At 54.2% G+C, this 23,229-nt stretch carries 19 protein-coding genes; 13 read left to right on the top strand and 6 right to left on the bottom strand.

Annotation, left to right across the window (positions count from 1 at the left end; all coding sequences use genetic code 11):
• Positions 1-12: 12 nt before the first annotated feature.
• Both Q4606_RS04730 and feaR read right to left on the bottom strand, forming a co-directional pair.
• Complete coding sequence (locus Q4606_RS04730) at positions 13-2,628, bottom strand: DUF2339 domain-containing protein (RefSeq protein WP_303606822.1); 2,616 nt, start codon at positions 2,626-2,628, stop codon at positions 13-15.
• Positions 2,629-2,869: 241 nt separating this feature from the next.
• Positions 2,870-3,784 carry a transcriptional regulator FeaR gene (gene feaR, locus Q4606_RS04725; RefSeq protein ID WP_303606821.1) on the bottom strand — a complete coding sequence of 305 codons (915 nt, stop codon included), beginning with the start codon at positions 3,782-3,784 and terminating at the stop codon, positions 2,870-2,872.
• 343 nt (positions 3,785-4,127) lie between these two features.
• On the opposite strand from feaR, the gene Q4606_RS04720 reads away from it, so the two are divergent.
• The 13 genes from Q4606_RS04720 (at position 4,128) to Q4606_RS04660 (ending at position 19,159) form a co-directional block, all read left to right on the top strand.
• A complete protein-coding gene (locus tag Q4606_RS04720) occupies positions 4,128-5,450 on the top strand; it encodes a hypothetical protein (protein ID WP_303607012.1) in 1,323 nt (440 codons plus the stop codon).
• Between the two features lie 75 nt (positions 5,451-5,525).
• Positions 5,526-6,935: an aldehyde dehydrogenase family protein gene (locus tag Q4606_RS04715; RefSeq protein WP_303606820.1), complete on the top strand. Its 1,410-nt coding sequence runs from the start codon at positions 5,526-5,528 to the stop codon at positions 6,933-6,935.
• 71 nt (positions 6,936-7,006) lie between these two features.
• Positions 7,007-8,146, top strand: coding sequence for an amine dehydrogenase large subunit (locus Q4606_RS04710; RefSeq protein WP_303596339.1), 1,140 nt, complete (start codon positions 7,007-7,009; stop codon positions 8,144-8,146).
• Between the two features lie 8 nt (positions 8,147-8,154).
• Entirely contained in the window at positions 8,155-8,697 is a 543-nt protein-coding gene (locus tag Q4606_RS04705) for a MauE/DoxX family redox-associated membrane protein (RefSeq protein ID WP_303606819.1), read from the top strand.
• A 1-nt stretch (position 8,698) separates the two neighbouring features.
• The gene (gene mauD, locus Q4606_RS04700; RefSeq protein WP_303606818.1) at positions 8,699-9,310 is read left to right on the top strand and encodes a methylamine dehydrogenase accessory protein MauD; all 612 of its coding nucleotides are present in this window, start codon (positions 8,699-8,701) and stop codon (positions 9,308-9,310) included.
• Between the two features lie 17 nt (positions 9,311-9,327).
• Positions 9,328-9,858: a methylamine dehydrogenase light chain gene (locus tag Q4606_RS04695; RefSeq protein ID WP_303596342.1), complete on the top strand. Its 531-nt coding sequence runs from the start codon at positions 9,328-9,330 to the stop codon at positions 9,856-9,858.
• Between the two features lie 2 nt (positions 9,859-9,860).
• Positions 9,861-10,385 (top strand): cytochrome C, encoded by a 525-nt coding sequence (locus Q4606_RS04690; RefSeq protein ID WP_303596343.1) that lies wholly within the window; start codon positions 9,861-9,863, stop codon positions 10,383-10,385.
• 319 nt (positions 10,386-10,704) lie between these two features.
• Positions 10,705-11,889, top strand: a complete 1,185-nt coding sequence (locus Q4606_RS04685; RefSeq protein ID WP_303606817.1) for a thiamine pyrophosphate-dependent dehydrogenase E1 component subunit alpha — start codon at positions 10,705-10,707, stop codon at positions 11,887-11,889.
• Between the two features lies 1 nt (position 11,890).
• Positions 11,891-12,868 (top strand): alpha-ketoacid dehydrogenase subunit beta, encoded by a 978-nt coding sequence (locus Q4606_RS04680; protein ID WP_303596345.1) that lies wholly within the window; start codon positions 11,891-11,893, stop codon positions 12,866-12,868.
• Between the two features lie 26 nt (positions 12,869-12,894).
• Complete coding sequence (locus tag Q4606_RS04675; protein ID WP_303606816.1) at positions 12,895-14,178, top strand: 2-oxo acid dehydrogenase subunit E2; 1,284 nt, start codon at positions 12,895-12,897, stop codon at positions 14,176-14,178.
• 5 nt (positions 14,179-14,183) lie between these two features.
• The gene (locus tag Q4606_RS04670) at positions 14,184-16,067 is read left to right on the top strand and encodes a phosphotransferase (protein ID WP_303606815.1); all 1,884 of its coding nucleotides are present in this window, start codon (positions 14,184-14,186) and stop codon (positions 16,065-16,067) included.
• A 93-nt stretch (positions 16,068-16,160) separates the two neighbouring features.
• Complete coding sequence (locus Q4606_RS04665; RefSeq protein WP_303606814.1) at positions 16,161-16,904, top strand: class I SAM-dependent methyltransferase; 744 nt, start codon at positions 16,161-16,163, stop codon at positions 16,902-16,904.
• Between the two features lie 86 nt (positions 16,905-16,990).
• Entirely contained in the window at positions 16,991-19,159 is a 2,169-nt protein-coding gene (locus tag Q4606_RS04660) for a type VI secretion system Vgr family protein (RefSeq protein WP_303606813.1), read from the top strand.
• An 81-nt stretch (positions 19,160-19,240) separates the two neighbouring features.
• Here Q4606_RS04660 and Q4606_RS04655 read toward each other — a convergent pair whose 3' ends face one another.
• The 4 genes from Q4606_RS04655 to Q4606_RS04640 all read right to left on the bottom strand — a co-directional run bounded on the left by Q4606_RS04655 (position 19,241) and on the right by Q4606_RS04640 (position 23,202).
• Positions 19,241-19,594 carry a zinc ribbon domain-containing protein gene (locus tag Q4606_RS04655; protein ID WP_303596350.1) on the bottom strand — a complete coding sequence of 118 codons (354 nt, stop codon included), beginning with the start codon at positions 19,592-19,594 and terminating at the stop codon, positions 19,241-19,243.
• A 6-nt stretch (positions 19,595-19,600) separates the two neighbouring features.
• Positions 19,601-20,833, bottom strand: a complete 1,233-nt coding sequence (gene fmdA, locus Q4606_RS04650; protein WP_303596351.1) for a formamidase — start codon at positions 20,831-20,833, stop codon at positions 19,601-19,603.
• 167 nt (positions 20,834-21,000) lie between these two features.
• The gene (locus tag Q4606_RS04645; protein ID WP_303606812.1) at positions 21,001-22,008 is read right to left on the bottom strand and encodes a formamidase; all 1,008 of its coding nucleotides are present in this window, start codon (positions 22,006-22,008) and stop codon (positions 21,001-21,003) included.
• A gap of 156 nt (positions 22,009-22,164) precedes the next feature.
• Entirely contained in the window at positions 22,165-23,202 is a 1,038-nt protein-coding gene (locus Q4606_RS04640; protein WP_303606811.1) for an AAA family ATPase, read from the bottom strand.
• Between the last annotated feature and the right edge of the window lie 27 nt (positions 23,203-23,229).

Raw genomic sequence — 23,229 nt, 5'->3', positions numbered from 1 at the left:
ATTGAATTCGGCTCAGGAAGCCTGCTCACTGGTACGCTGCGCTTTTCGATACATCCAGGCCAGCCCGAGCAACGCCAGGCCCAGCCCCATAAAGGCTGCCACCCGCCAGAGGCCCTGCAGGCCAGCCATATCCAGCAGGAATATCTTGCCGATAACCATGCCCAACAAAGCCATGCCCGCCTTATACAACATAATATGGGCACTTTTCGCCGAATAAACCGTGGAATAGATAATTGCCGCGATGGCGTAGAGCATTCCAACCACCGAATAGGTATATAGCTCTCCCTCTGTCATACCAAACCAGAATGCCATGTCGCTACCTTGCCAAAGCTGACGAATTTCCAGGGCAGTGAACAGAAGAAAGCCCGCCGCCGCGACGCACAGAGACCAGATCTTCGGTGCAATCTCCGGGAACCGGCTGATAACCAGAGCCAGAAGAACCGGACCACCGAAGGCCGGCAGCAGCATATTGAAAATTGGCGTATCCCCGATAGTACCTTCACTCCACCAGGGGTTGTGGATAGTGATTAACGCAAGGTAACTGAGACTGGAAAGCGCCAACAAAATCCATGAGAACAACCGATAAAGCCAGGTCAGGGACTGGCTGGTTTTGGCACGAACAGCATAGGTCACGCTAAGCGCACCCCAGAGTAAGGCATTCAAGGTTGCTTCGGTAAGGCTGTATTCGTGAATAAAGATATTACCGTCGTACAGCCAGTAACGCAGCTCCGTACCGAGGAACAGCACCAGCAGGTGCAGGGTTGCGCCTTCCAGCCAGGGGCGAATCGAATGGTTTTTATCCGCCAGCCTGGTTGCAACCGCCGCAAGCAAAGTGGCTCCGCCGTAGGTCCATAACGACCAGTGAACACTCGCATCGTAACCCTGCAGCCAGGGGTTAAACGTCAGACGTGCCACGACCAGTGCCAGAACGCCTTTCAGAAGCAGGTAGAGTTCTGGCATCTGATAACGCCGCGCAAGCCAGGTCAGGCTGACAAACTGAACCGACAGCGCCAGCGTGAGCGATGCTTCACGGAAGGCCATAACCGTGGCCAGCGAGTAGCTGACGTGCGCTGCCAACACTGCCCAGACCACACCGTTTCCGTAACGCGCCCGCCCTTCCATTTGCCAGGCCAGAGCGCCGTATACTCCGCCCAGAAGAAGAGTGACAACCGCCCAAACGGTCGACGTCTCGCCATAACCGTGCAGCAAAAGCCACCCCAGGATCAGCCACACCAGCGGTGAGAGCAGCGTTAGCGAGGCCCAGCGCCGCTTATCGTCGAAGCGCCCCCATTGCCACAAACCAAGGCCTGTGGAGGTGATAGCAGCGACCATGAGGTAGCTGATAAAACCTGCCTGTTGCTTCATGGGGAGCTGAAGCAAATACACGAAATCATCCCCCACTCCTCCTACATAAAGCAGCCAGCCCGCGGCAGTAGCCAGAACAGCCGCCCAGGGCAGAAACCACAGAGCACCGCGGCTCTGTGGAACCAGGATGGCTGCCGGGAGAAGGAGCAACCAGCTCCACATCGGCGTACTGCCGGCAGTCTGGTGCGCAATTGAAATACCCCAGATGGCTAATATCGGCAAAAATGCTTCGCGCAACCGGGAGGGCGCGGCCTGCTCCTGGCCAGGCAAGAAAGCAAAAACCACAAACAGTACAGCCAGATAGCAAGCTGTGGCCAATTCCGTGGGCGCCGCAACGACGGTAACGGCCCACCAGAGCAACGCTCCCGCAAGCGTGGCGTACCAAAGCCAGTCGCGAAAGACGTAACGCATTAACAGGAGTGAGCTGAGCGTAATCAGGAAGCTGTATGAAAGCACAAAAGTGACACTGCCATCCTCACCACCGATCAAAAGAGGCACCAGGTAAGCGCCACTCAAGCCCATGATCGCCAGCAAGGGGCCGTGCACCAGTGCCAGAGCCATGGTCGCCAGAGATACTACCGCCAGGGCAATCAGCCCAATGACAGGCCCGATCAGGTCGTAGTGGTAAACACCGGCCAGCAAGGCCGCATACAGTGTGACACTGCCGCCGCCCGCCAGTGCAGCAAACACCTGGTCGGTGCTCATGTGGCGCCGGCGCAGATACTCCGCTCCCGCATGCAAGGCAAGGCCAGTAAAAAGAGCGAGCAGCAATTGCTGAGCCGGACCGATCAACCCTGCATTAATGGAATGGCTGACCATGAAAATGCCTGCCAGAGCCACACTCAGACCACCCAGCCAGACCATCCAGTTCTCTTTCAGAGCAGCAATAAAGCGGGATGGCTCACGGGGCTCAATCCAGTCATCTGTCTCTACTTCTGCGTGACTGCGCGAGGTTGACCACTGAGCCTCAATGGCCTTTTCGACTGCCCGCCGCTCAGACTCCGCCTGTTGTTCAGGGATAATCTCTCGTGGCTGTTCGGGCCGCTGTGCCCGCGAGGGTGACGGCGAAGCCTCCGGTGGAGCCTGCCTGTTCTGAAGACGCAATTCGGCAACCTCAAGGTGCAACGAAGCAACCTCATGACTCAGTGCGTCGATACGGGAGGCTTGCTCATTGCGCTTGCGAAATGCCAGAAAACCAAGAACGGAGCCAATTGGTATAAACAGTAAAAGACCCACGCCAAGAAGAATAAGTATTGCTTCCAAACCCCTTCACCTTTTTCAAGATTCCATTCAGATGCGGCGTAAGGCGCCGGCGTAATGCGCAGTCTATAGTTTCTGAGAAAAATGCTCATCTACAAAAGCCGACGTATTACGCGTCCAGGCAAAAAAACCAGCCAAGCAACCATCTATAACTTCTCGGGGTACGGGCGAAAAAAATGAACAGAAAGGGGCAACAGTTGAAATACAGAATTGGCTTGATGCCAGCCAATAGACAAAATAAATATCAGCTTGGGGAACAGCGTTTCCTGAAGTCAGAGGGAGTCATTCCAAAGCGCCCCTTGAACGCGGTGGAGAAATAACTGGAGCTACCAAAGCCAAACCTATACACAACCTCTGTGAGGCTCAACCTCCCGCTATTTGCCCTGATATAATCAGCACACATTTCCAGCCTCTGAGCCTTCACATATTCTGACAAAGTGATCGAATTACCCGCAAATGCTCGATGAAGGCTCCGGACCGATGTCCCGACTGAGTTGGCAACCATCGATGCGTTAAGGCCAGGTTCTCCGATATTGTTTTTAACAAACTCTGAAGCGGCCCTGAAAATCTTGTCGTAAGGCTCGGTACTATGGACGCTCTTAAGGACTGACGGTTTAATCAAGGTGGCCAGCGAATCGAGAATCGCCGCACCTTCCTCTATGTCGAGATTTTCATGCCGAGAGGCTTCAAGCACCAGCTTGGTAGCAAAGCGGGCAATATGTGAGTCAGCCGGAATTTTTACGCCCAGTTCAACCTTACTGAGATTCAATATCCGCTCAATAATCTGTCGCGGCAAAATGAGAGATATCTGTTGCGCCAGCTTTTGATAGGAAAACCGGAACGGTAATGCGGAATCCACAAGTACAATGTCCCCTGGCGTCAGAGACGAACGATTCCCGACTTGCTCCACCAGCGAACAACCCTGGATCTGGAAAACACAAAAAAAGTCCGGCACCCCACTTTTCTGTATCTCTTTGGGGGTTCGATATAGATCTGCGCCTCGGATACTAACCCTGGACATATCCAGCGATCCACCTACTTTCTCGACAGATCCTGAAAATTCATCTCCTACTGGGTTCGCCAAAAATGGCCCGCATATATCATTGATATTGCTGATCCATCTATCGAAATCATCAGTCCCGCCAGTACGTAAGGACACGTTTATGACCTCTTGCTCTTGTTAGTAATTATTGGCCATGAAGTTGACTAGAAAACAATCAAAAGTCAAGGAATCGTTCCGAGAGCCTGCGCCCGGATTTTGATACAAGCCCCTACGAATATCAAAGAAAGGGGTATCAGGCCAACCATGTGTTTTCGCCATACTGGCACAACAACGAAACCTTCTGGCACCGAAGAGAAAGCCCGCAGCGTGCTGAGTTGATAAAAATAGAAGACATAACGGCACCCATGCCGACGAAGGCCAGAGGCAGCTGCACAAGTTACTTCTGAGCCAGCTTCAAACATAAAACAAAAAAGGCTGAACAATGCATCAGAACAATCAACTGCGACATGCTTTTTTATGTCTTCTTGCTGCCGGTCTTGCGGTTCCAACGGCCTCCGCAGTCGAAATTTCAAACAGTGACAACCACGAACTTAATGCAGACCTGGAGCTAGCCGCCGGCATTTTTAAAAGTGACAAGAACTATCTGTATGACTCCGACCGAGGCGGGGCTACCTGGCAAGAAGGCTATTTCAAATACGGCCTATCGGGTAATTACTCTTTAGGTAAAAACGCTTCAATTTACGGAAGCGTTAGTGCTGTCTCGTCGGGTACGTTCGGTGAGGGCGATGCCGGCGGTTTCAGCACGGGAGACGAGCGCAACACGGATCTTGAGGATGCCTATATTGGCTTCAAATCCGGTGACTACCTGCCATTTCTCGGCCACAACGGCCTGGACGTATCGTTTGGCAGCCAGAACTTCGCCATTGGCGATGGCTTCCTCATAAACGGCGATGCCCTGAATTTTGGCGAGGGGTTGAATGGGGGAGGCTTTGATTTTGATCGCGGCGGGGCGTACTGGCTTGCGGCGAGAAAGGCCTTCGACAAAACCGCATTGGTTCGAATTGGAGGCAACACAGGATTACGCTCGGATTTGTTCTGGGTTGAATCGGACAATAATGCCCAGGCCGATACCAAGCTGACTGGCATCAACCTTGAGTATGTATCGCGCAACGGAACCTTCGGCCTGATGCATTTAAAAGGTCTGGGCGTAAACGACCGATATGCTCAGGCGCTTGGACTCACGGCCAGAGATGGCCAGGACACTACCAGCTTCAGGTATCAGGGTAATGCCGGCGTCGAGCCACTTTTTCTTTCGGCTGAGTTTGTAACCCAGGGCCAGGGTGACACCAGCCGTGAGGATGCCAGGGCCTGGTATATGGAAGCCGGGTGGAGCTTTAGTGAACAGTTGTGGTCTCCAAGCGTGAATATCCGCTACTCCACGTTCGAGGAAGACTTTGACCCTCTGTTTTTCGGTTTTAATCGCGGGTATGGAACCTGGTTCCAGGGTGAGGTTGCCGCGAACTACGCCGGGCCATTCAACAGCGACACAGATGTACTCCACCTTGGCATAAAAGCTTACCCCTCCCCCACCGTCGCAATTGGCGCTTTATTTTTCGACTTCAGTGACACTGCTCAAGGAAGCGGGACACTGGATAGCCAGGAATTCGACCTTTACGCCGAGTGGGCCGTTAACGACCATCTATTCCTGAGCCCTCTCATCGGTTTTTTTAAACCCGAGAACCGTGGGGCTGATGGCGGCAGCCAGCTCCAGGACAACGACCTGAACACATACGCTCAAATCATGGCGGTTATTGCCTTTTAAACAAGGGGCCAGCGGGGCACCAATATGGCTTCGCCCAAGAACAACATTGAACATCAACAGCTGGAGACCTGATACATGCAGACTTACCGGAATACTGTGGACGGAAACCTTGCAGAACCCGCGAGCAGGTACGAAATATTCAATCCTGCCAACGGTCAATCCTTGGGGTATGCGCCAGAGAGCGACGAACAGGAAGTCGACCGAGCGGTTCATGCGGCCTTGCTCGCTCAGAAAACCTGGGCAAAACGAAGTGATGGGGAACGACGCGACATTACTTTGAAAATCGCTCAGATCCTTGAAGATAACTCGGGGTATCTGGCAGAACTGCTCACACGGGAGCAAGGCAAACCCCTGTCCGGCCCCGGCTCGCGTTTTGAAATGCAAGCCTGTGTCGGATGGACTCAGATCCCGGCTAGTCTGGAACTCCCACCAGAGACGGTATACGAAGATGATGAGCGCAAAGATACATTACATCGTGTTCCACTAGGAGTTGTTGCGGCAGTCGCCCCATGGAACTGGCCCCTGATGATAGCCATTTGGCAAATCATCCCCGCCATAAGAATGGGTAATACCGTTGTCCTGAAGCCTTCTGAATACACCCCTATCGCAACGTTAGAGATGGTAAGGCTGATTAGCGAGGCTCTCCCGCCGGGAGTGCTCAACACCGTAACCGGTGACGGAAACATTGGCAGCAAGCTGACCCATCATCCCGATATCAGCAAAATCATGTTTACCGGCAGCGAAGCCACAGGCCGCCATATTGTCAAAGCATCCGCCAGCAATCTGGCTCCCATAACCCTGGAACTGGGTGGCAACGATGCCGCCATCGTTCTACCGGGAACGGACATTAAACGCATAGCAAATGATTTGTTCTGGGGGGCATTCCTGAACATGGGTCAGACATGCGCCTGCATCAAGCGTCTCTATGTTCAGGAGGACGACTACGAAGCCGTCATGTCCGAACTCAGCGCAATCGCCAGCCAGATGAAAATAGGTGACGGCATGGATGAATCGGTGCTGATTGGCCCCCTCCAGAACAAAATGCAATTTGAAAAAGTCAGAAACCTTGTGTCCGACGCCAGATCAGCCGATTGCGACGTCCGTGAATTTGGCGAAGTACCCGAACAAGGCTACTTCCTGCCAATTACGCTGGTCGGCAACATTATGGACGGCCAGAGGCTGGTTGATGAAGAACAGTTTGGACCTGCCTTGCCAATCATTCGCTATCGGGAGCTGGATGATGCTTTCGAGTCCGCAAACCGGCTCGACGCAGGCCTCGGCGCCTCCCTTTGGACAGACAGACCGGAAGAAACAATCGAGCTTGCAACCCGATTGGAAGCCGGGACTGTGTGGGTCAATCAGCACGGCGCGATTCATCCTATGGTTCCCTTTGGCGGGAACAAAGCATCCGGCTACGGCGTGGAATTCGGCATTGACGGCCTGAAAGCAGTCACCCAGAGCCGAGTGATAAGCATAAAAAAATAGAACAGCCTGCCGCATTTCCGGGATGCGGCAAATAACGAAACAACAGAAAAACAACATCGAGGATCTAAACAATGTACCTACCCAAAAAACTGGCGTGCTGCCTGATGGTAGCGTCCAGCCTTGTTGCTGCGAGCGCGAATGCGCGGCTACCCAACGAAACCGTTGGCAAGACAACCCTCCCGCTGCCTGATGACCATCGAAGCTACATGGTGGATTTTGAGTTCAACAACATGGTCTCTACGCGGGTTGTGGTAATTGACCCCGATAACCAGAAATACCTGGGCATGATACCGACAGGTCACGCTGCTCCTGCGACACTGTCTCAGGACAGGAAGACCATCTTCACCGCTGACTTCTACTACACGCGTTACGTGCGCGGGGAGCGCACAGATGTCCTCACCGCCTGGGATAGCCAAACCTTATCTCCGTCGTGGGAGCTTGAGTTACCAAGCCAACGTGCCTTCACCTTGACTGAACGTTTTTCGCTAGCGACCAGTAGTGATGACAAGTTCGTCTACATATACAACTTCACTCCATCTACCTCTGTAACCGTCGTCGATACCACCAAGAAAGAGATGGTTAACGAAATTACGATCAACGGCTGCATTCTTAACTACCCGGTGGGTGAGCGCCGGTTTGCTTCCCTCTGCGGAGACGGATCGCTGCAGATGATTACGCTGAACGATGAGGGTCAAGAAACCGACCGCACAAGAACCACATTTTTTGACCCGGATGTGGTCAAGCTGGTTGAAAGAGCAACCGTTATTGGAGAGACCTATTACTTCGTGACTACTCTGGGGGAAGTTCTGCCTCTGGACTTATCAGGAGACAAACCAAAGCTTTTACCACGCTGGTCGCTCGTAACGCGTGAAGAAATGGCCGAAGGCTGGGCACCGGGCGGCTGGCAACTGCTCACAGCCGCGCCGGAGCTGAATCGCCTTTACGTGCTGATGCACCCCGACCATAAGCCCCATAACTGGGAAGACCCAAGCCAGATTATCTGGGAGTTTGACCTGAAAACCGGCGAAAAAATCGGGACACTGGAATCCCCTAATTACATCTGGAGCCTGAGTGCTACCTCAGACAACACGCCTTTACTACTGGGCTCAAATATTGAGGGTGGGCTGGAGATATTTGACCTTTCCACTGGCGAACATACGGGAACAATGGAAGGCGTTACGAAAACTCCGACGCTGATACTGAATCATTAAGAGGTGACATGATGATAGACCCTATTATCAGCACAGCGGCTGCTTTGGCACTGAGCGTTATCTTCGCCAGTGCTGCCAGCCATAAACTTCGGCACCCCGGCTGGTTTCGCCGCCAGGTGCAAGAGTATGAGCTAGTCCCAGGGCTCACGGTACCCCTCGTAGCAACAGCCCTGCCGCTGGCGGAGCTCACGATTGCCGTTGGCCTGCTATGGAGCATCAGTAGACCTTATGCCGCGGCTCTGGCATTCATACTTATTGCTGCTTACACACTGGCCATCGCCATCAACCTGGCGCGGGGTCGCAAAGATATCGACTGTGGCTGCTCCGGGCCGGCAATGCGCCAGCCACTGCAACCCGCTTTATTTGCTCGCAACCTGCTACTGGTAGTCATGGCCCTTTGCGCTTTGCTACCTATGCTTGACCGTTCGCTCAGCCTGCACGACAGCTTCGTAATGATTGCCGCAGGAACCGTGCTGATTTTGTTATACACAGCCACAGATCTCTGGCTTGCCAATAGACCACTACTACTAAAAATGTCAGGAGAAAAATAAGATGCAAGCACTCATCGTTTCAAACATTCTGCTTTGGCTTCTGCTGATAGCCAGCTCCCTGGTTCTTCTCGGCCTTATCCGACAAATTGGCGTTTTACATTCACGAATTGCCCCTGCCGGCGCACTTATGCTCGATAAGGGCATCGAAGTTGGCCAGCCTGCCCCGCAAGTTACGGCACCAGACCGTTTCGGGCGTCCGGTCAACCTGGGCTATGCCGGTGAACGATCAACTCTTCTCTTTTTTCTTTCGCCTACCTGCCCCATCTGTAAGACGTTGATCCCTGCAATCAAAGCCATCAGCCGGTCGGCAAAAGATGTGGACGTTGTTTACGTCAGTGACGGCGACGCCGCAGAACATGACAAGCTCATTGCCGAGGCAGGGCTTGAAAAGTCTACCTATGTTGTAAGCCCTGAAGTCGGCATGACCTATCAGATTGGCAAGCTGCCGTATGCGGTGCTAATCGATAAAGCCGGCACTCTCAAGGCCAAGGGCCTGGTAAATTCCAGGGAACATCTGGACAGTCTTTTCGAGACCGAGATACTGGGCTCATCAACACTTCAGGATTATTTGAAGACCCAGTCCGCATCCCCGGGTATTCACACGCCATCCTGATTAAGGAGAAAAACAAAATGAAATTTCTTGATCGCTTTTTTGAACGCTCGTCACGTCACGTGGCCAATACGACGGGGCGGCGGCAGTTCATCGCAAGATTCGGATCCTTTATGGCTGTTGGTGTGGCTGCTCCAGCACTTCTTCCAATCGACAGAACGGGCAAAGCTCTGGCTGCCGGAGCGCCTTCAGCTGGGGACCCAGGGGATCCAACCAGCTGTGACTACTGGCGCTACTGTTCTGTTGATGGTTTTTTATGCAGCTGCTGTGGCGGCTCGGTAACCAGCTGCCCACCTGGAACGGAGTCCTCACAAGTCACTTGGGTCGGCACCTGCCGCAACCCGGCCGACGGCATCGACTACATCATTTCCTACAACGATTGCTGTGGCAAACACAGCTGTGCCCAATGCGCCTGTACACGGAACGACAGTGAAGAGCCCATGTACCGGCCATTCAATAACAATGACATCAACTGGTGTCTCGGCACCGACAGCAGTGTCTACAATTGCACAGTAGCGGTTATTCGGGGTGTAGCAACCCCAGGAGCTTGACAATGCGTGCACTGCTAAGTGCTTTGACTTTAGCCCTTCTGGTTGCCTCCCCTTCGGGGGAGGCAAGGGTTATTCCCGACCCTGGCCAGAAACCGGCACCGGGTAACGAAGCCCGGCAAACGCCTTTGCAGCAAGCCGGTTATTCACCCTCGGTGAACTATCAACTGCAATGTCTGGGCTGCCATCTGACAAACGGCGAGGGTTCGCCTCGAAATGATGTTCCCATGATGACAGGCTTTGTCGGGAACTTTCTGAAGGTAAAAGGAGGCCGTGAGTTTCTCATACAGGTTCCAGGCTCATCGCTGTCTGCTCTTAACAACCAGCAGTTAGCCGACTTACTCAACTGGATGCTGACAGACGACGGAATTGCATCAGGAAGTGCCCCTGACGGATTCAAACCCTACACGGGAGAGGAGGTCGAAGCCTACAGGGAGGTCATGATAAAAGACCTGCCTGGGTACAGGCTGAATCTCATTAAACAGATCAGGGATCTGGATATAGATATTCCCGAAAATGTCATACCGTAACTCAGTCCCCATGAATTAAACGCGGCTCAATCACACCCGAAGCCGCGTTTTCTTATTTTGTCGACAAACCTGACCCTCCTCGTTACAAACACTACCCAAATCTCGCACTTTACGTTAAGGTCAACTTTGCTGAGCTTTATTGGTTTTACCCAAACCGGTAAAGCTGGCAACAGGAGCCGCATCGCAACACCGGCAGGGTTGCATATTGCGTTCTATACTCTGGAAACCACCGGCAGTTAGAACAAAAGGCTCCGTAACTTAACGAAGCCCTCACAAGGGGCATTCTGTTCCTCAAGCCATCACCCCAGGACGAGGATTTATGACAACAACAAAGTCAAAAACCGTTTATTCCCCCGTTTTTACCGACGGAGCGGAGTTCCGTATCCCGACGTTTAAACTCCTGAAACAGGACGGCTCGCTCTACAAAGGCGGCAAGGCTCCTGACATCGAGAAAGAAAAAGCGCTTCGAATCTATCATGCGATGGTAACAACCCGTGTGCTGGATGAACGCATGCTGGGAGCCCAACGCCAGGGGCGCCTGAGCTTTTATATGCAGTGCACAGGCGAAGAGGCTTCTGTTATCGGCAGCACCGCCGCGCTGGACGATGCCGACATGATCATGGCTCAGTATCGTGAGCAGGGCTCCCTGGCCTATCGCGGCTTTACCATTGACGAGTTCATGAACCAGCTGTTCGGCAATGAACGGGACTATGGAAAAGGCCGCCAGATGCCGGTTCACTATGGGTCCAGCAAGCTCAATTACATGACCATTTCCTCACCGCTGGCCACACAGATTCCCCAGGCCACCGGTTATGCCTATGGCCAGAAAATGGCTGGCGACGGGCATTGCACGGTGGTCTATTTTGGCGAGGGTGCAGCGTCAGAAGGCGATTTCCACGCGGCCCTGAATATGGCAACCGTTCATCGCGTGCCGGTAATCTTCATTTGTCGTAACAACGGTTATGCCATCTCTACCCCGGCCGTTGAGCAGTTCGCCGCCGATGGCGTCGCGCCCCGCGCCTACGGCTACAAGATGGACGTCATCCGGGTAGACGGTAATGACATTCTTGCGGTTTACCAGGCCACCGAGGCCGCCCGAAAACTGGCCGTGGAACAGAACCGGCCGGTTCTGATCGAGGCCATGACTTACCGCCTGGCCGCACACTCCTCATCCGATGATCCGTCAGGCTACCGCAGTAAAGACGAAGAGTCTGTGTGGCGTGAGAAAGATCCCATCCTGCGCATGCAAAACTGGCTCACGAAGAAAAAATGGTGGAGTGAAAGCGAAGAGAAAGAACTGCAGGAGCGCCTGCGCCGCGAGGTGCTCGAAACCATGAAGCGGGCCCAGAAGCTCCCCCCTCCCCCACTTGAATCTCTGATCACGGATGTTTACGACGAGGTGCCTCCTGCGTTGAAGGCACAATATGAAAAACTCAAATCGCACATCCGCAAGTACCCGGACGAGTATCCAAAGTCGGCCGAACACGTTAAAGGAGGGGCGTAACATGGCGAAGATGAACATGCTGCAAGCCATCAATGATGCGCTTGATATCGCGATGGCCGCCAACGACCGCGTTCTCTGCTTTGGCGAAGATGTCGGTGTTTTTGGTGGTGTATTCCGGGCTACCAGCAATCTGCAACAGAAGTATGGCAAAGACCGCTGTTTCAACACGCCTCTGGTTGAGCAAGGCATTATCGGATTCGCCAACGGTCTGGCGGCCCAGGGCTCGTATCCGGTGGCTGAGATCCAGTTTGCCGATTACATATTCCCGGCCTTTGATCAGATCGTCAACGAAACGGCCAAGTTCCGTTATCGCTCTGGCAACCTGTTTAACGTGGGTGGGCTGACGATTCGTGCCCCCTACGGCGGCGGCATAGCCGGCGGCCTTTACCACTCCCAATCGCCCGAGGCCTATTTCGCCCATACACCGGGCCTGCAAATCGTAGTGCCACGCAACCCGCATCAGGCTAAAGGCCTGCTACTGGCCTCCATCAACGATCCCAATCCGACGCTGTTCTTCGAGCCCAAGCGCTTGTATCGCGCCTCCACAGGCGAGGTACCAGAAGGCGAATATGAACTGCCTATCGGCGAAGCCGAGGTTTTGAAAGAAGGCAGCGATGTAACGGTATTGGGCTGGGGTGCCCAGATGGAAGTTATCGACAAAGCCGTCGAGTTGGCCGAAGCAGAAGGCTTCTCCTGCGAGGTCATTGACCTGCGCACCATCTTGCCCTGGGATGTGGAAACCGTCGCCGAATCCGTGCTTAAAACCGGGCGCCTGGTGATCACCCACGAAGCCCCCCTCACGGGCGGCTTTGCCGGTGAGATCGCCGCCACGATCCAGGAGCGCTGCTTCCTCTATCTGGAATCACCGATCGCACGGGTCACCGGGATAGACACGCCTTTCCCGCTGGTGCTTGAGAAAGAGCACTTCCCCAACCACCTGAAGGTCTATGAGGCTATTCGGGAAAGCGTCGAATTCTAAGCGGATATCCGGACAGGAGAACAACGATGAGTGATTTTATACTGCCCGATATCGGCGAAGGTATCGTGGAATGTGAACTGGTCAAATGGCTGGTGAGTGAAGGTGACCTGATCGAAGAGGATCAGCCGGTCGCCGAAGTCATGACCGACAAGGCGCTGGTAGAGATTCCTGCCCCCTATAAGGGCCGTGTGACGCGCCTGTATTGGAAAGAAGGCGACATAGCAAAAGTGCATGCGCCCCTGTTTGAACTGGTTGATGAAAGCGGTGAAGGCTCTGATCAAGGCTCAGCGGAACAGGCTGCAACAAGCGAGGAGAGCAACAGCAAGACGCCGGAGGCAAAGCAGGCAGAGCCGCAAAAAACGCAGGAATCTGCACAAGCGCCAGCCGCAAAATCAGCTGTCTCCCCTGAGGCACCGCGCACCCCCGCCAGCCCTGCTGTACGTCGCCTCGTTCGTGAAAACGAACTGACACTCGATAGCATCGAAGGTTCTGGCAAGGATGGCCGCGTACTCAAATCTGATGTATTGACCCACCTGGAACAGCCTGCCTCCGGCGGTTCATCAGCCCCCGCGAGCGGAATGCGCAGGGCTGACGCGCAGAACCAGGAAGTTCGCATAGAACCCATTAAAGGCATGCAGGCGGTGATGGCCAAACGCATGGTGGTCTCTGCATCGACCATCCCGCACTTCAACTTCAGTGAAGACATTGATGTCACCGAGTTGCTGAGCCTGCGCCAGCAACTCAAGCCCGAAGCCGAAGCACGGGGTTCCCGCCTCACACTCATGCCTTTCATCATGAAAGCCATAGCGCTCGCTGTGCGGGAATACCCTGTGCTCAACAGCCAGCTCAACGAGGATGTCACCGAAATCCACTACCAGCCGAACTGTAACGTAGGCATGGCCGTGGACAGCAAGATCGGCCTGCTCGTACCCAACGTCAAAAACGTGGATCAGCTTACGTTGCTGGAGATTGCTGACGAAGTCACCCGGCTGACCGAAGCAGCCCGGGAAGGCCGGGTAAGCCAGGCGGATCTCAAAGGTGGCACCATTACCATCTCCAACATTGGTGCACTGGGAGGCACTTACGCCTCACCCATCATCAATGCTCCGGAGGTGGCTATTGTAGCTCTCGGACGCACCCAGAAGCTGCCTCGTTTTGATGCCAACGGGCAAGTGGCTGAACGCGCGATAATGACGATCAGCTGGGCTGGCGATCATCGCATTATTGACGGCGGCACCATCGCCCGGTTCAATAATCTGTGGAAGAGCTACCTGGAATCACCACAATCCATGCTTCTGCATATGGGCTGACCTGTATGGCGCCATCAGACCCATCACAGCCGATGTCGCAGTCGCCGCAACCGTCCCAGCTGCAGCAATTCTACATCCCGGAAGAGCAGTCGGTTTATCTGCTCAGTCACGATGATGCGAGAAAGCTGAAAGACTGGGTGGCGTTGTGTACAACGCAGCTCCGGCAGATGGGCTACGACGACATCGCAATGATTGGAAAAGGCGCCTATGGCTTCGTGTTTTCAGGCCGGTTGCAGTTGGAAGGTGCGCGTGATCTCGAACACGTGTTCAAGTTCACCCGCATCACCCTGCCCCAACACCTGCACGACCGGCTGGAGGACGAAGCCTATATTCTGGAACAGGTAGAGCACCTCCGGGTGCCTCGCCTGATCGCCTTTCACCGCGCCGGCAAACAGCCGATTCTGGTCATGGAGCGGGCACCCGGCTTTAACCTGGAGGAAGTATCCCTGCAGCAAGGCCGGCTGAGCCCGCGTCTGATTATCCGCATCGCTGATCAGTTAGCCGATATCCTGCGCAATCTGCGGCGCGAGTCCGGCAGCGACAAACGCCCCATCGTTCATGGCGATATCAAGCCCTCCAATCTGGTCTTTGACGGAGAAACCGAGAACATTGCCCTGATCGACTGGGGCTCTTCGGTATTTGCCCAGCTGGACGCCAACCAACAGTTCCTGAGCCCCAATGTCATGGAATTGATGTCGGATAACCTGCAGCAGACCAACGCCCGCCTTGGCGACGTCTACTTCATTGGCGAAGAACAACTGTATGGCGGCTTATCTTCCCCGAGGTTTGACGAGCAAGGTGCAGCAGCCACCCTGTACGCGCTCGCCTCCGGACAGTCCTGCCGCTTTGGCCACCAGGCCATACCCGCCACATCGCTAGGATTACCCATGGAGTTCGCCCGCATGCTCGAAGGCATGCTGAACCCGGATCCTGAACGGCGCAGGCAGGCCGGTGACTATTATCTGAAAGAAATGCCCCGCATGGGGCGGACAGTGATGATCGACCTGCCAGAACCTGCACCCACACCGCTGGTACCAATCTGGACGCGGCTTTCCGGGCGGGAAATCGACACCGTGGTTTATAGTTCCCGGAAATCCTTTCTCCGTCAGGAAGGAGCTCCGGAAACCCTGAACGACGTCAACGACGTGCAACTCGACCGCTACTATAAAAACTTCATGCAGGGCATGGGGGAAACCGAAAAAGCGTTCCTGGCAGCCGTCAGCAGGCTTGGCCGTTACCCAGTGGAAGGCGGGCTGGCAGTGCGCTGGGAACCTGACGGTATTTACGTGGATACTTCGTTGAATCTGCACAACCCGGAGCTCAAAAACGCCTTCACCACGGCCGTGAACAACATGGTTAACCTGGCTCAGGCAATTTACCGCCAGGGTATCTTCAAAAGCTGCCTGTTCAACGCCCGGGATACTCTGCACATTGAGCGCGACGAGCCAGACCAACCATTCCTGGCACCACGGGAAATGCGAATACCCTATCAGGTAAGCTCGGCACCGGAAGTAGAAGACCGCTCACGGGTACACTCCTACTTTGAAGACGGTCCAGACCCGGAGGAATTTCTGGTACTGCCGCAAACCATTATCAAGTCCCTGGAAGCACTCAACACGATTCGCCACACCGGCATGATTATTTTTGAGGCATTGCCCCGCCATCTGAAAATTCACAGCCAGTACTGCCTGCTTGATCCGGAGAAAGAAGACGAATTTCGCCAGCGACTTGACGAAATCCTGGCCGCCGTAAATCAGATCAGCGGGCTGGGTGTATCGGGCTTTATGAAGATGCCGTATAAGGACACTCGGTTCTTCCCCCACATCGAGCGACTGCCGGAACGGTATTATCCCCGGAATCCCAGACAGGAAGCTGCGGAAGCAAGCTAACTTCCGGCAATCATTTTATCTGCTTCGCAAACAGGCCTGATTGGTTTACGATGCGCCGCCATATCGCGTTCCCGCTAAAACCTTCAGGCTGCCATGTCCTCCAATTATCTGTACACCGATCTGTCTGGCTATTACGACTTAATGTGTTCGGATATCAGCTATCACGCACAAAGCTACGGCGTTCAGCGGCTGCATAAGCTGTTCGGCAATAACGGACAGACGCATCTGGACCTGGCCTGCGGGACCGGCCCTCATATTCGCCACTTTATTGACTTCGGATATCAGAGTAGCGGTCTGGACGTAAACCAGCCCATGCTGGATCAGGCAAAAAGCCGGTGCCCGGAAGCACAGCTTCTATTAGGCGACATGTGCGGTTTTGAGGTTGATGAACCTCTGGATTTGATCACCTGTTTTTTGTATTCCATCCACTACAGCGATGGCATCGAAAAGCTGAAGCAATGTGTTGCCAGCGCACATCGCGCGCTAAAGCCAGGCGGCATGTTTTGCTTCAATTCCGTCGATAAAAACAAAATCGACAACAACCTGTTTGAACAACACACCGTCGTTCAAGGGGGTAGCCTTTTCACCTTCCGCTCCGCATGGCACTACCCTGGAGAGGGGGAAAAGCAGTCTCTGAAACTCAGCATCGAAAAAACAACCGGGGGCATCACCCACTCCTGGGAGGACGAACACCCTATGGTGGCTTCAGGTTTTGAAGAACTGACAAAAATCCTTCAGTCCTTTTTCGATGTTCATATTCTTGAGCACGACTACGAAAGGATCGTTCCGTGGGACAATACATCAGGAAACGCAATCTTTGTATGCGTGAAGGCATGACCCGGCCACTGGATTTTCCTGACCAGCACTGGTAACTTCCAGCTCAGATTTATCACCAGATAAACATACCTTCAAGGATTGAAGATATGCCCCAGGCAAACGGATTGCAGTTCACTGCGCGTGTCGGTGAGCTCTCCCCAGATGTATTTTCTGTCGTCAGTTTTGCACTTACCGAAGGTCTTTCGGAGCTTTTCCATGGCCGACTGATCATGGCTAGCACAAACCCCGGAATCCAGGCCTCCGATATATTGGAGCAACCGGTGAATCTGGTGGTCTGGCAGGACGGGATTCCCCTGCGCCGCTTTACCGGCGTGGTGAACGAGTTTGTCCGAGGCGACACAGGCCATCGCCGCACCCTCTACGAGGTGGTCATTCAGCCGCCACTATGGCGTTTGGGGCTGATGCACAACAGCCGTATATTCCAGACTCAAACCACTGACACCATAGTGCGCACCCTGCTGGAAGAAAGGGGTATTGTGGATTCGGTGTTTGATCTCAAGCGGGCGCCACAGGAGCGGGAATACTGCGTGCAGCACAGGGAAAGCGACCTGGCGTTTATTGAGCGACTGGCAGCAGAGGAAGGCTGGCACTACCGGCACCAACACGGCAGCCTGGACGATGACAGCGAAGAAGAGAGACAGCCCTGTTTGATCCTTGCCGACCACCACGGCGACGCACCAAGGTTGGAAGCTGCCGATTACAATAGTAAAGCGGGCAGCAGCAGCCAACAGCCTGCGGTGTTCCGCTTCCGCTATGAAGAAAGAGTTCGAGCCGCGTCCATTGCCATGAAGGACTATACCTTCAAGAATCCCGCCTACAACCTTCTTCACGAACAGAACGCCGCCAGCTCAAATCAACGCCAGGATTATCAACACTTCGATTACCCGGGCCGATTCAAAGCCGACTCTAGTGGTCAGTCGTTCACAGAAGCGCGCCTGGATGCACTCAGAAACGATGCCATCACCGCCAACGGCGAAAGTAACCGACCAGACTTCACCTGTGGTGCAAAAGTCGAACTCACCCACCACGAAACCGAAAAACTGAACCGTGACTGGCTACTGACGTCTGTAACCCATGTGGGCGATCAGCCCCAGGCACTGGCAGAAGAAAGTGGCACCGCGCCAACCACCTATCACAATCGGTTCAGCGCTGTTCCAGCTAATAAAACCTGGCGCCCCCTGTGCAACCACCGCCCGCTGATGGACGGCCCGCAAATTGCCATAGTGACAGGCCCCGAGGGTGAAGAGATTCACTGTGATGAGTTCGGCCGGGTAAAAGTGCGCTTCCCCTGGGACCGGCGCCAGCGGAGAAATGAGGTAGAGAACAAGAAGAACAACGAACACAGCAGTGCCTGGCTGCGCGTAAGCCAGGGCTGGGCGGGTGGGCAATATGGTTTCATGGCGCTGCCGAGAATTGGCCACGAAGTGATCGTGTCTTTTCTTGATGGCGATCCTGATCAGCCCATCATCACCGGCAGAACACACCACGCCACCAATACACCCCCTTACGCGCTACCTGAGCACAAAACCCGCACCACCCTGAGAACCCGGACACACAAGGGTGAAGGCAGTAACGAACTGCGCTTTGAGGATGAAACAGATAGCGAACAAATTTACATCCACGCCCAGAAAGATCTCGACCTGCTTACGGAAAACAACCGCACTGAAGTCATCAAAAATGAGCGCCACCTGACCGTCGAGAACGATCAGTTCACCCATATCAAAAACGAGGATCACGCAACCGTAAACGGCGAGTACCGGGAAAACATCGGTGGCGACTTCAGCCTCACAGTTAACGGCAGCCATCACAGCAAATTCGGTAAAGCCCAACTCATCGAAGCAGGCAACGAGATACACCATAAGGCAGGCATGAAGATCGTTATTGAGGCCGGTGCAGAAGTAACCCTGAAAGCCGGCGGTAGTTTCGTGAAACTGGGCCCGAGTGGCGTAACCCTCTTCGGGCCTTTGGTGAGGATGAATTCCGGAGGTGGCCCGGGCAGTGGCAGTAAGGTCTCAGCACAGGCCCCTCTGCGGCCCTCATCACTTTCTGCGCAGGAGCAACCTGACCATGCAACAGCAGAATTGGCGCGAGCGTCTGAACGACCGAGTGCTTCATACAAACCACTTTCGCCGAGCATGGCCCATCAAACGAACAGGGCGGGCCTGTTAAAACTGGCTGCTCAGGAAGAAGCATTAACCGTGACTGCGTGTGTGTTCGATGAGCACGGGCGTTGCACCTTGCACCAACACACCTGAACTGTGCTCAACGCCACTGTATGCGAGGAACAAAAAAAGCCCCCGAAGGGGCTAAAACTTGAAACATTAAACGCAGTCTGATCAGTGACTGATCATCCAGGGCCGCATGGAGGGGAACATCTTTTTCCCGTCAGCGGTATAGAACAGCATGTGTTTGCCGTCTGATTTTTTCTTGCACCCACAGCTCTTGCGATGGTCTGCATCCCGTGCACGCTGGTCCGCAGTGGAGATAATCGGCTCATGCCGGGCTTTCTCATTGCGGGCTTGCGCCTTGCGCAGCGCCGGGTCCATGGCGAGCACCTCTGGCGGCAGAAGGATCACTCGCGGCGACAGCACCTTACACTCTGGACAGTTTGCCGGATGGCCAGCTTCCGCTACTGTGCCTAGCTCCTTGAACAGACCGTGCTCGCGGCACTTGTAGTCATACAACGGCATGGCTTGTTACTCCTTGTCCGGAGACAGGGGTACGTCGATGCCCGGGGTAACCATCTTCGTTGGGCCCTCTGCCGTGGGATTGATGTCAAAGTCGAAGATTTCGGTCGGCAACCACAGGGTTGCACAGGCATTGGGTACGTCTACCACACCACTGATATGGCCTTCGACCGGCGCGCAGCCAAGCAGTGCATAGCCCTGAGCTGGCGTATAACCAAATTTGGTCAGGTACTCAATGGCGTTCAGGCAGGCCTGGCGATAGGCTACCTGCACATCCAGGTAATGCTGCTGGCCTTCCTCATCCACCGAAATGCCTTCAAAGATCACGTAGTCTTCATAACGAGGCTTGATGGTACTGGGCTTGAACACCGGATTCTTGATGCCGTACTTGGACATACCATCCTTGATCAGATTTACCCGCAGGTGAATCCAACCAGCCATTTCGATCGCACCACAGAAGGTGATCTCACCATCGCCCTGACTGAAGTGAAGATCGCCCACCGACAGGCCGGCACCTTTCACATAAACAGGGAAATAAGCTTTGGAACCCCGGGACAAATCCTTGATGTCGCAGTTGCCGCCGTGTTCGCGAGGAGGCACGGTACGGGCCGCTTCTGCTGCGGCTTCCTTGGCAGCGTCACCGGCCAGTTTACCCAAGTGGGCAGTGTCGGCATACGGCATGTTGGCCAGCCCAGGTACCCGGTTCGGTTCGGTGTCGTAAAGTTCTTTCTCCCGGCGGTTCCACTCCGTCAACATTTCTTTAGACGGCAAGCAGCCAATCAGACCGGGGTGAATCATGCCCGCGAATTCCACATTGGGAATATGGCGGGATTTGGTGAACATGCCGTTGAAGTCCCAGATGGATTTTTGGGCTTCGGGAAAATGCTCCGTAAGAAAGCCGCCACCGTTTTTCTTGGCGAAGAAGCCGTTAAAACCCCATTGGCTGTCCTGGAAGGCACCAATATCCAGAATGTCTACTTCTAACAGGTCACCGGGCTCTGCGCCTTCGACGGCAACAGGTCCCGAAAGGAAATGCACCTGAGTAAGATCCACGTCGCGGATATCGTCTGCGCAGTCGTCGTTTTTGATCTGCCCGCCGGTCCAGTCGTAGCATTCCAGAACAAAATCATCTCCTGGCTTAACCGTCGCGGCCATGGGGATGTCCGGGTGCCAGCGGTTATGAATTTGCTCATTCTCGTAAGCAGATTTGCTTCTATCGATCTTGATCAGGGTTTCGGCCATCGTGGTAACTCCTCAGCGAATCAAAATAATCTAGTAAACATCAACGTGCTCACTATTGATGAATCCACTGGGCACAACCATTCGTTAATAACACCACCCACCTACGTCATTTAACGTAGGCGGGAGGTGGCTGATGTTACCTTCAGGCTTTTACGTGGAGCGAACAGTTATTTAGGCATGGGCCCTAACTTCACCCCGTCAGGATAGTATTTCCAGCCATCCCGGATCTTGACCTTATCATCCCAGGGAAGCTTGTAATTGCCCTCGGCAAGATCTTTGACCCATGTGAGGTAATTTTCGGTACTGCCTCCGGGCTGGCCAACATAGGCTCGACACCCCAGGTTGAAAATATTGTTTTCCAGGGCCCAGTTTTCCCGCGCTTTGTCCACCAGTCTCGGGAACAGCTCCGCCGTTACTATCTCCCATGGGTTGCGGTGCCCCTGCTGGACCACATTACCGTCATAGTTGCAGACAGTACCCTCACCGAAGTAATAGAACACACCGTCATAACCGGCCAGATTCACCGAGATGGTGTACATCAGGTTCTGCCAGGCATTGGTACGGTTGGTCCAGATCCACTGGTCGTTGACCTGTGTAGAGTAACCGGAGATGCGAATGTAAACGTTGGCGCCTTTGTAGGCGGCCTCGCGGGCCAGTTCCGGGAACATGCCATCGTGACAGATACAAACCGCCAGTTTGGATCCCTTGGGCCCATCACATACCGGCATACCATAGTTCCCTGGCGACCAGGGCTCGATCGGCACCCAGGGCTGCAGCTTGCGATAATGCAGTGCTATTTCGCCGTCACTATTGATGATGATGGCCGTATTGTATGGGGGCTTTGATGGGTCCTCGTTCTTCTCCATCAGCGAAAATACGCCCCAGACGTCGTTATCAACACACGCCTTTTTGAACTGGTCTATCTCAGGGCTGTCGATGGTCAACAACATTTCGTCGTAGGTCCAGATCGCCGTATTCAGGCCCTGGGTGGAATATTCGGGGAAAACAATCAGATCCAGATCGGGGTAGCCCGCTTTAGTCGAGGCGAGGGCCTTGCAAATCTGGTCCACCTGAACCTGGATATCCTCCGGCCCTTTGATGACCGGAACGGGGTACTGAATCATTGCAACCAGAAGCGCTTCTTCCCAAGCGCTAACACTACCTGTACTCGCCATGTTAAGACTCCTGAATAATGTCCGATTAAATTCTCAACAGCTGCAATGCTATTTTAAAACGTTATAACGTTTCATAAATGCGTCAAATAACGTAGTTCGGTAAAACGATCGATAATACGGGTTACAAACTGAGCAAAATGCGAGCCGAACGGCGCATCAAGACTGCGGTCGGGCAATCAGCCCCAGGTCCACGCAATCCACCACAAAGCCCGCCGCCGCAGGATTCGACAGTGTCGCCCTGGCGACGACAGGCCCCAATTCATTGCGCACCAGCCTGGCCAGGTCGCGGGCGCCATAACGGGTATCGTAATCGCGGCACAGATAGTCTCTGGCCGCTGGCGTCACCTCCAGCTCGACTCGGTGGTCCCGTAACCGGCGGTGCAGTTTATCCAACTCAAGATCCAGCAATTTTGCCGACTCGCGCTCAGGCAAGCGTTGGTACTGTAAGATGAGGTCAATTCGGTTAACGAATTCCGGGTCGAAGCGGCGGTTCAGCGCTTCATCCAGAATTCTCGATTCAGAGGTTTGACTGGGCTTGAGAAACTTTCGCCAGCCACGCCGAAAACCATTCTGATAACGCAGCAGTTCAGCAGCACCCAGGTTACTTGTGAGGAAGATCAGGGTGTTGTGAAAGTTGATCGTGCGGTTTCCCGCCGGCAGGGTCAGTACGCCTGTGTCCAGGATATTCAATAAAGTCCGGATGACCTCCGGGCTGGCTTTTTCCAATTCGTCGAACAGTACAATGCCCGGCTTACTGTAGCTGCCCTGAATCTTGTCCGCATCGAACAGGGTGTGGCCTTCCTTGCTCCCGACATAACCCGGGGGAGCCCCGGTAAGCGCAGACGCATAGTGTTCCTGGCCCAGCGTGTTCATGTCGATGCGACACAACGCTTGACGGCTGCCGTGAATCAGCTCCGACAGGATATGGACCGTCTCCGTCTTGCCCACACCTGTGGGCCCCATGAGCAGACATACGCCCAAGGGCCGGTCCTTTGAACCAAGGTCCGCCCGGACAACCTGAAACAGGCTATCAAGGCGGTGCAATGCATCATCCTGCCCGACAATTCGCCTTTTCAGGGTTCGGGCAATATGGTCAGGATCAAAGGTATAGCGCGTCTGCCTCAGGCCTGGCGGGGCTTCCTTCTCCGAAATCACGCGTCGGTTGGCCTCAATTCGATCATTAATACAAGGCATACAGGCTCCCTTCAAGGGCAGTTAGTG

The organism is Marinobacter sp. 1_MG-2023, assembly GCF_030549045.1.
In the GTDB taxonomy this organism is placed as follows: Bacteria; Pseudomonadota; Gammaproteobacteria; order Pseudomonadales; family Oleiphilaceae; genus Marinobacter.
Note: the sequence above shows the minus strand (reverse complement) of the source record. Positions and strands in the feature narration are given on the sequence as shown.

What these genes read in the sequence shown, in the direction of transcription:
- Q4606_RS04705 (WP_303606819.1), top strand. Translation starts at nt 8,155, where the DNA reads ATGATGATAGACCCTATTATCAGCACAGCGGCTGCTTTGGCACTGAGC.
- Q4606_RS04665 (WP_303606814.1), top strand. Translation starts at nt 16,161, where the DNA reads ATGTCCTCCAATTATCTGTACACCGATCTGTCTGGCTATTACGACTTA.
- Q4606_RS04685 (WP_303606817.1), top strand. Translation starts at nt 10,705, where the DNA reads ATGACAACAACAAAGTCAAAAACCGTTTATTCCCCCGTTTTTACCGAC.
- Q4606_RS04670 (WP_303606815.1), top strand. Translation starts at nt 14,184, where the DNA reads ATGGCGCCATCAGACCCATCACAGCCGATGTCGCAGTCGCCGCAACCG.
- Q4606_RS04695 (WP_303596342.1), top strand. Translation starts at nt 9,328, where the DNA reads ATGAAATTTCTTGATCGCTTTTTTGAACGCTCGTCACGTCACGTGGCC.
- mauD (WP_303606818.1), top strand. Translation starts at nt 8,699, where the DNA reads ATGCAAGCACTCATCGTTTCAAACATTCTGCTTTGGCTTCTGCTGATA.
- Q4606_RS04690 (WP_303596343.1), top strand. Translation starts at nt 9,861, where the DNA reads ATGCGTGCACTGCTAAGTGCTTTGACTTTAGCCCTTCTGGTTGCCTCC.
- Q4606_RS04680 (WP_303596345.1), top strand. Translation starts at nt 11,891, where the DNA reads ATGGCGAAGATGAACATGCTGCAAGCCATCAATGATGCGCTTGATATC.
- Q4606_RS04710 (WP_303596339.1), top strand. Translation starts at nt 7,007, where the DNA reads ATGTACCTACCCAAAAAACTGGCGTGCTGCCTGATGGTAGCGTCCAGC.
- Q4606_RS04715 (WP_303606820.1), top strand. Translation starts at nt 5,526, where the DNA reads ATGCAGACTTACCGGAATACTGTGGACGGAAACCTTGCAGAACCCGCG.
- Q4606_RS04640 (WP_303606811.1), bottom strand. Translation starts at nt 23,202, where the DNA reads ATGCCTTGTATTAATGATCGAATTGAGGCCAACCGACGCGTGATTTCG.
- Q4606_RS04675 (WP_303606816.1), top strand. Translation starts at nt 12,895, where the DNA reads ATGAGTGATTTTATACTGCCCGATATCGGCGAAGGTATCGTGGAATGT.
- Q4606_RS04655 (WP_303596350.1), bottom strand. Translation starts at nt 19,594, where the DNA reads ATGCCGTTGTATGACTACAAGTGCCGCGAGCACGGTCTGTTCAAGGAG.
- Q4606_RS04645 (WP_303606812.1), bottom strand. Translation starts at nt 22,008, where the DNA reads ATGGCGAGTACAGGTAGTGTTAGCGCTTGGGAAGAAGCGCTTCTGGTT.
- Q4606_RS04660 (WP_303606813.1), top strand. Translation starts at nt 16,991, where the DNA reads ATGCCCCAGGCAAACGGATTGCAGTTCACTGCGCGTGTCGGTGAGCTC.
- fmdA (WP_303596351.1), bottom strand. Translation starts at nt 20,833, where the DNA reads ATGGCCGAAACCCTGATCAAGATCGATAGAAGCAAATCTGCTTACGAG.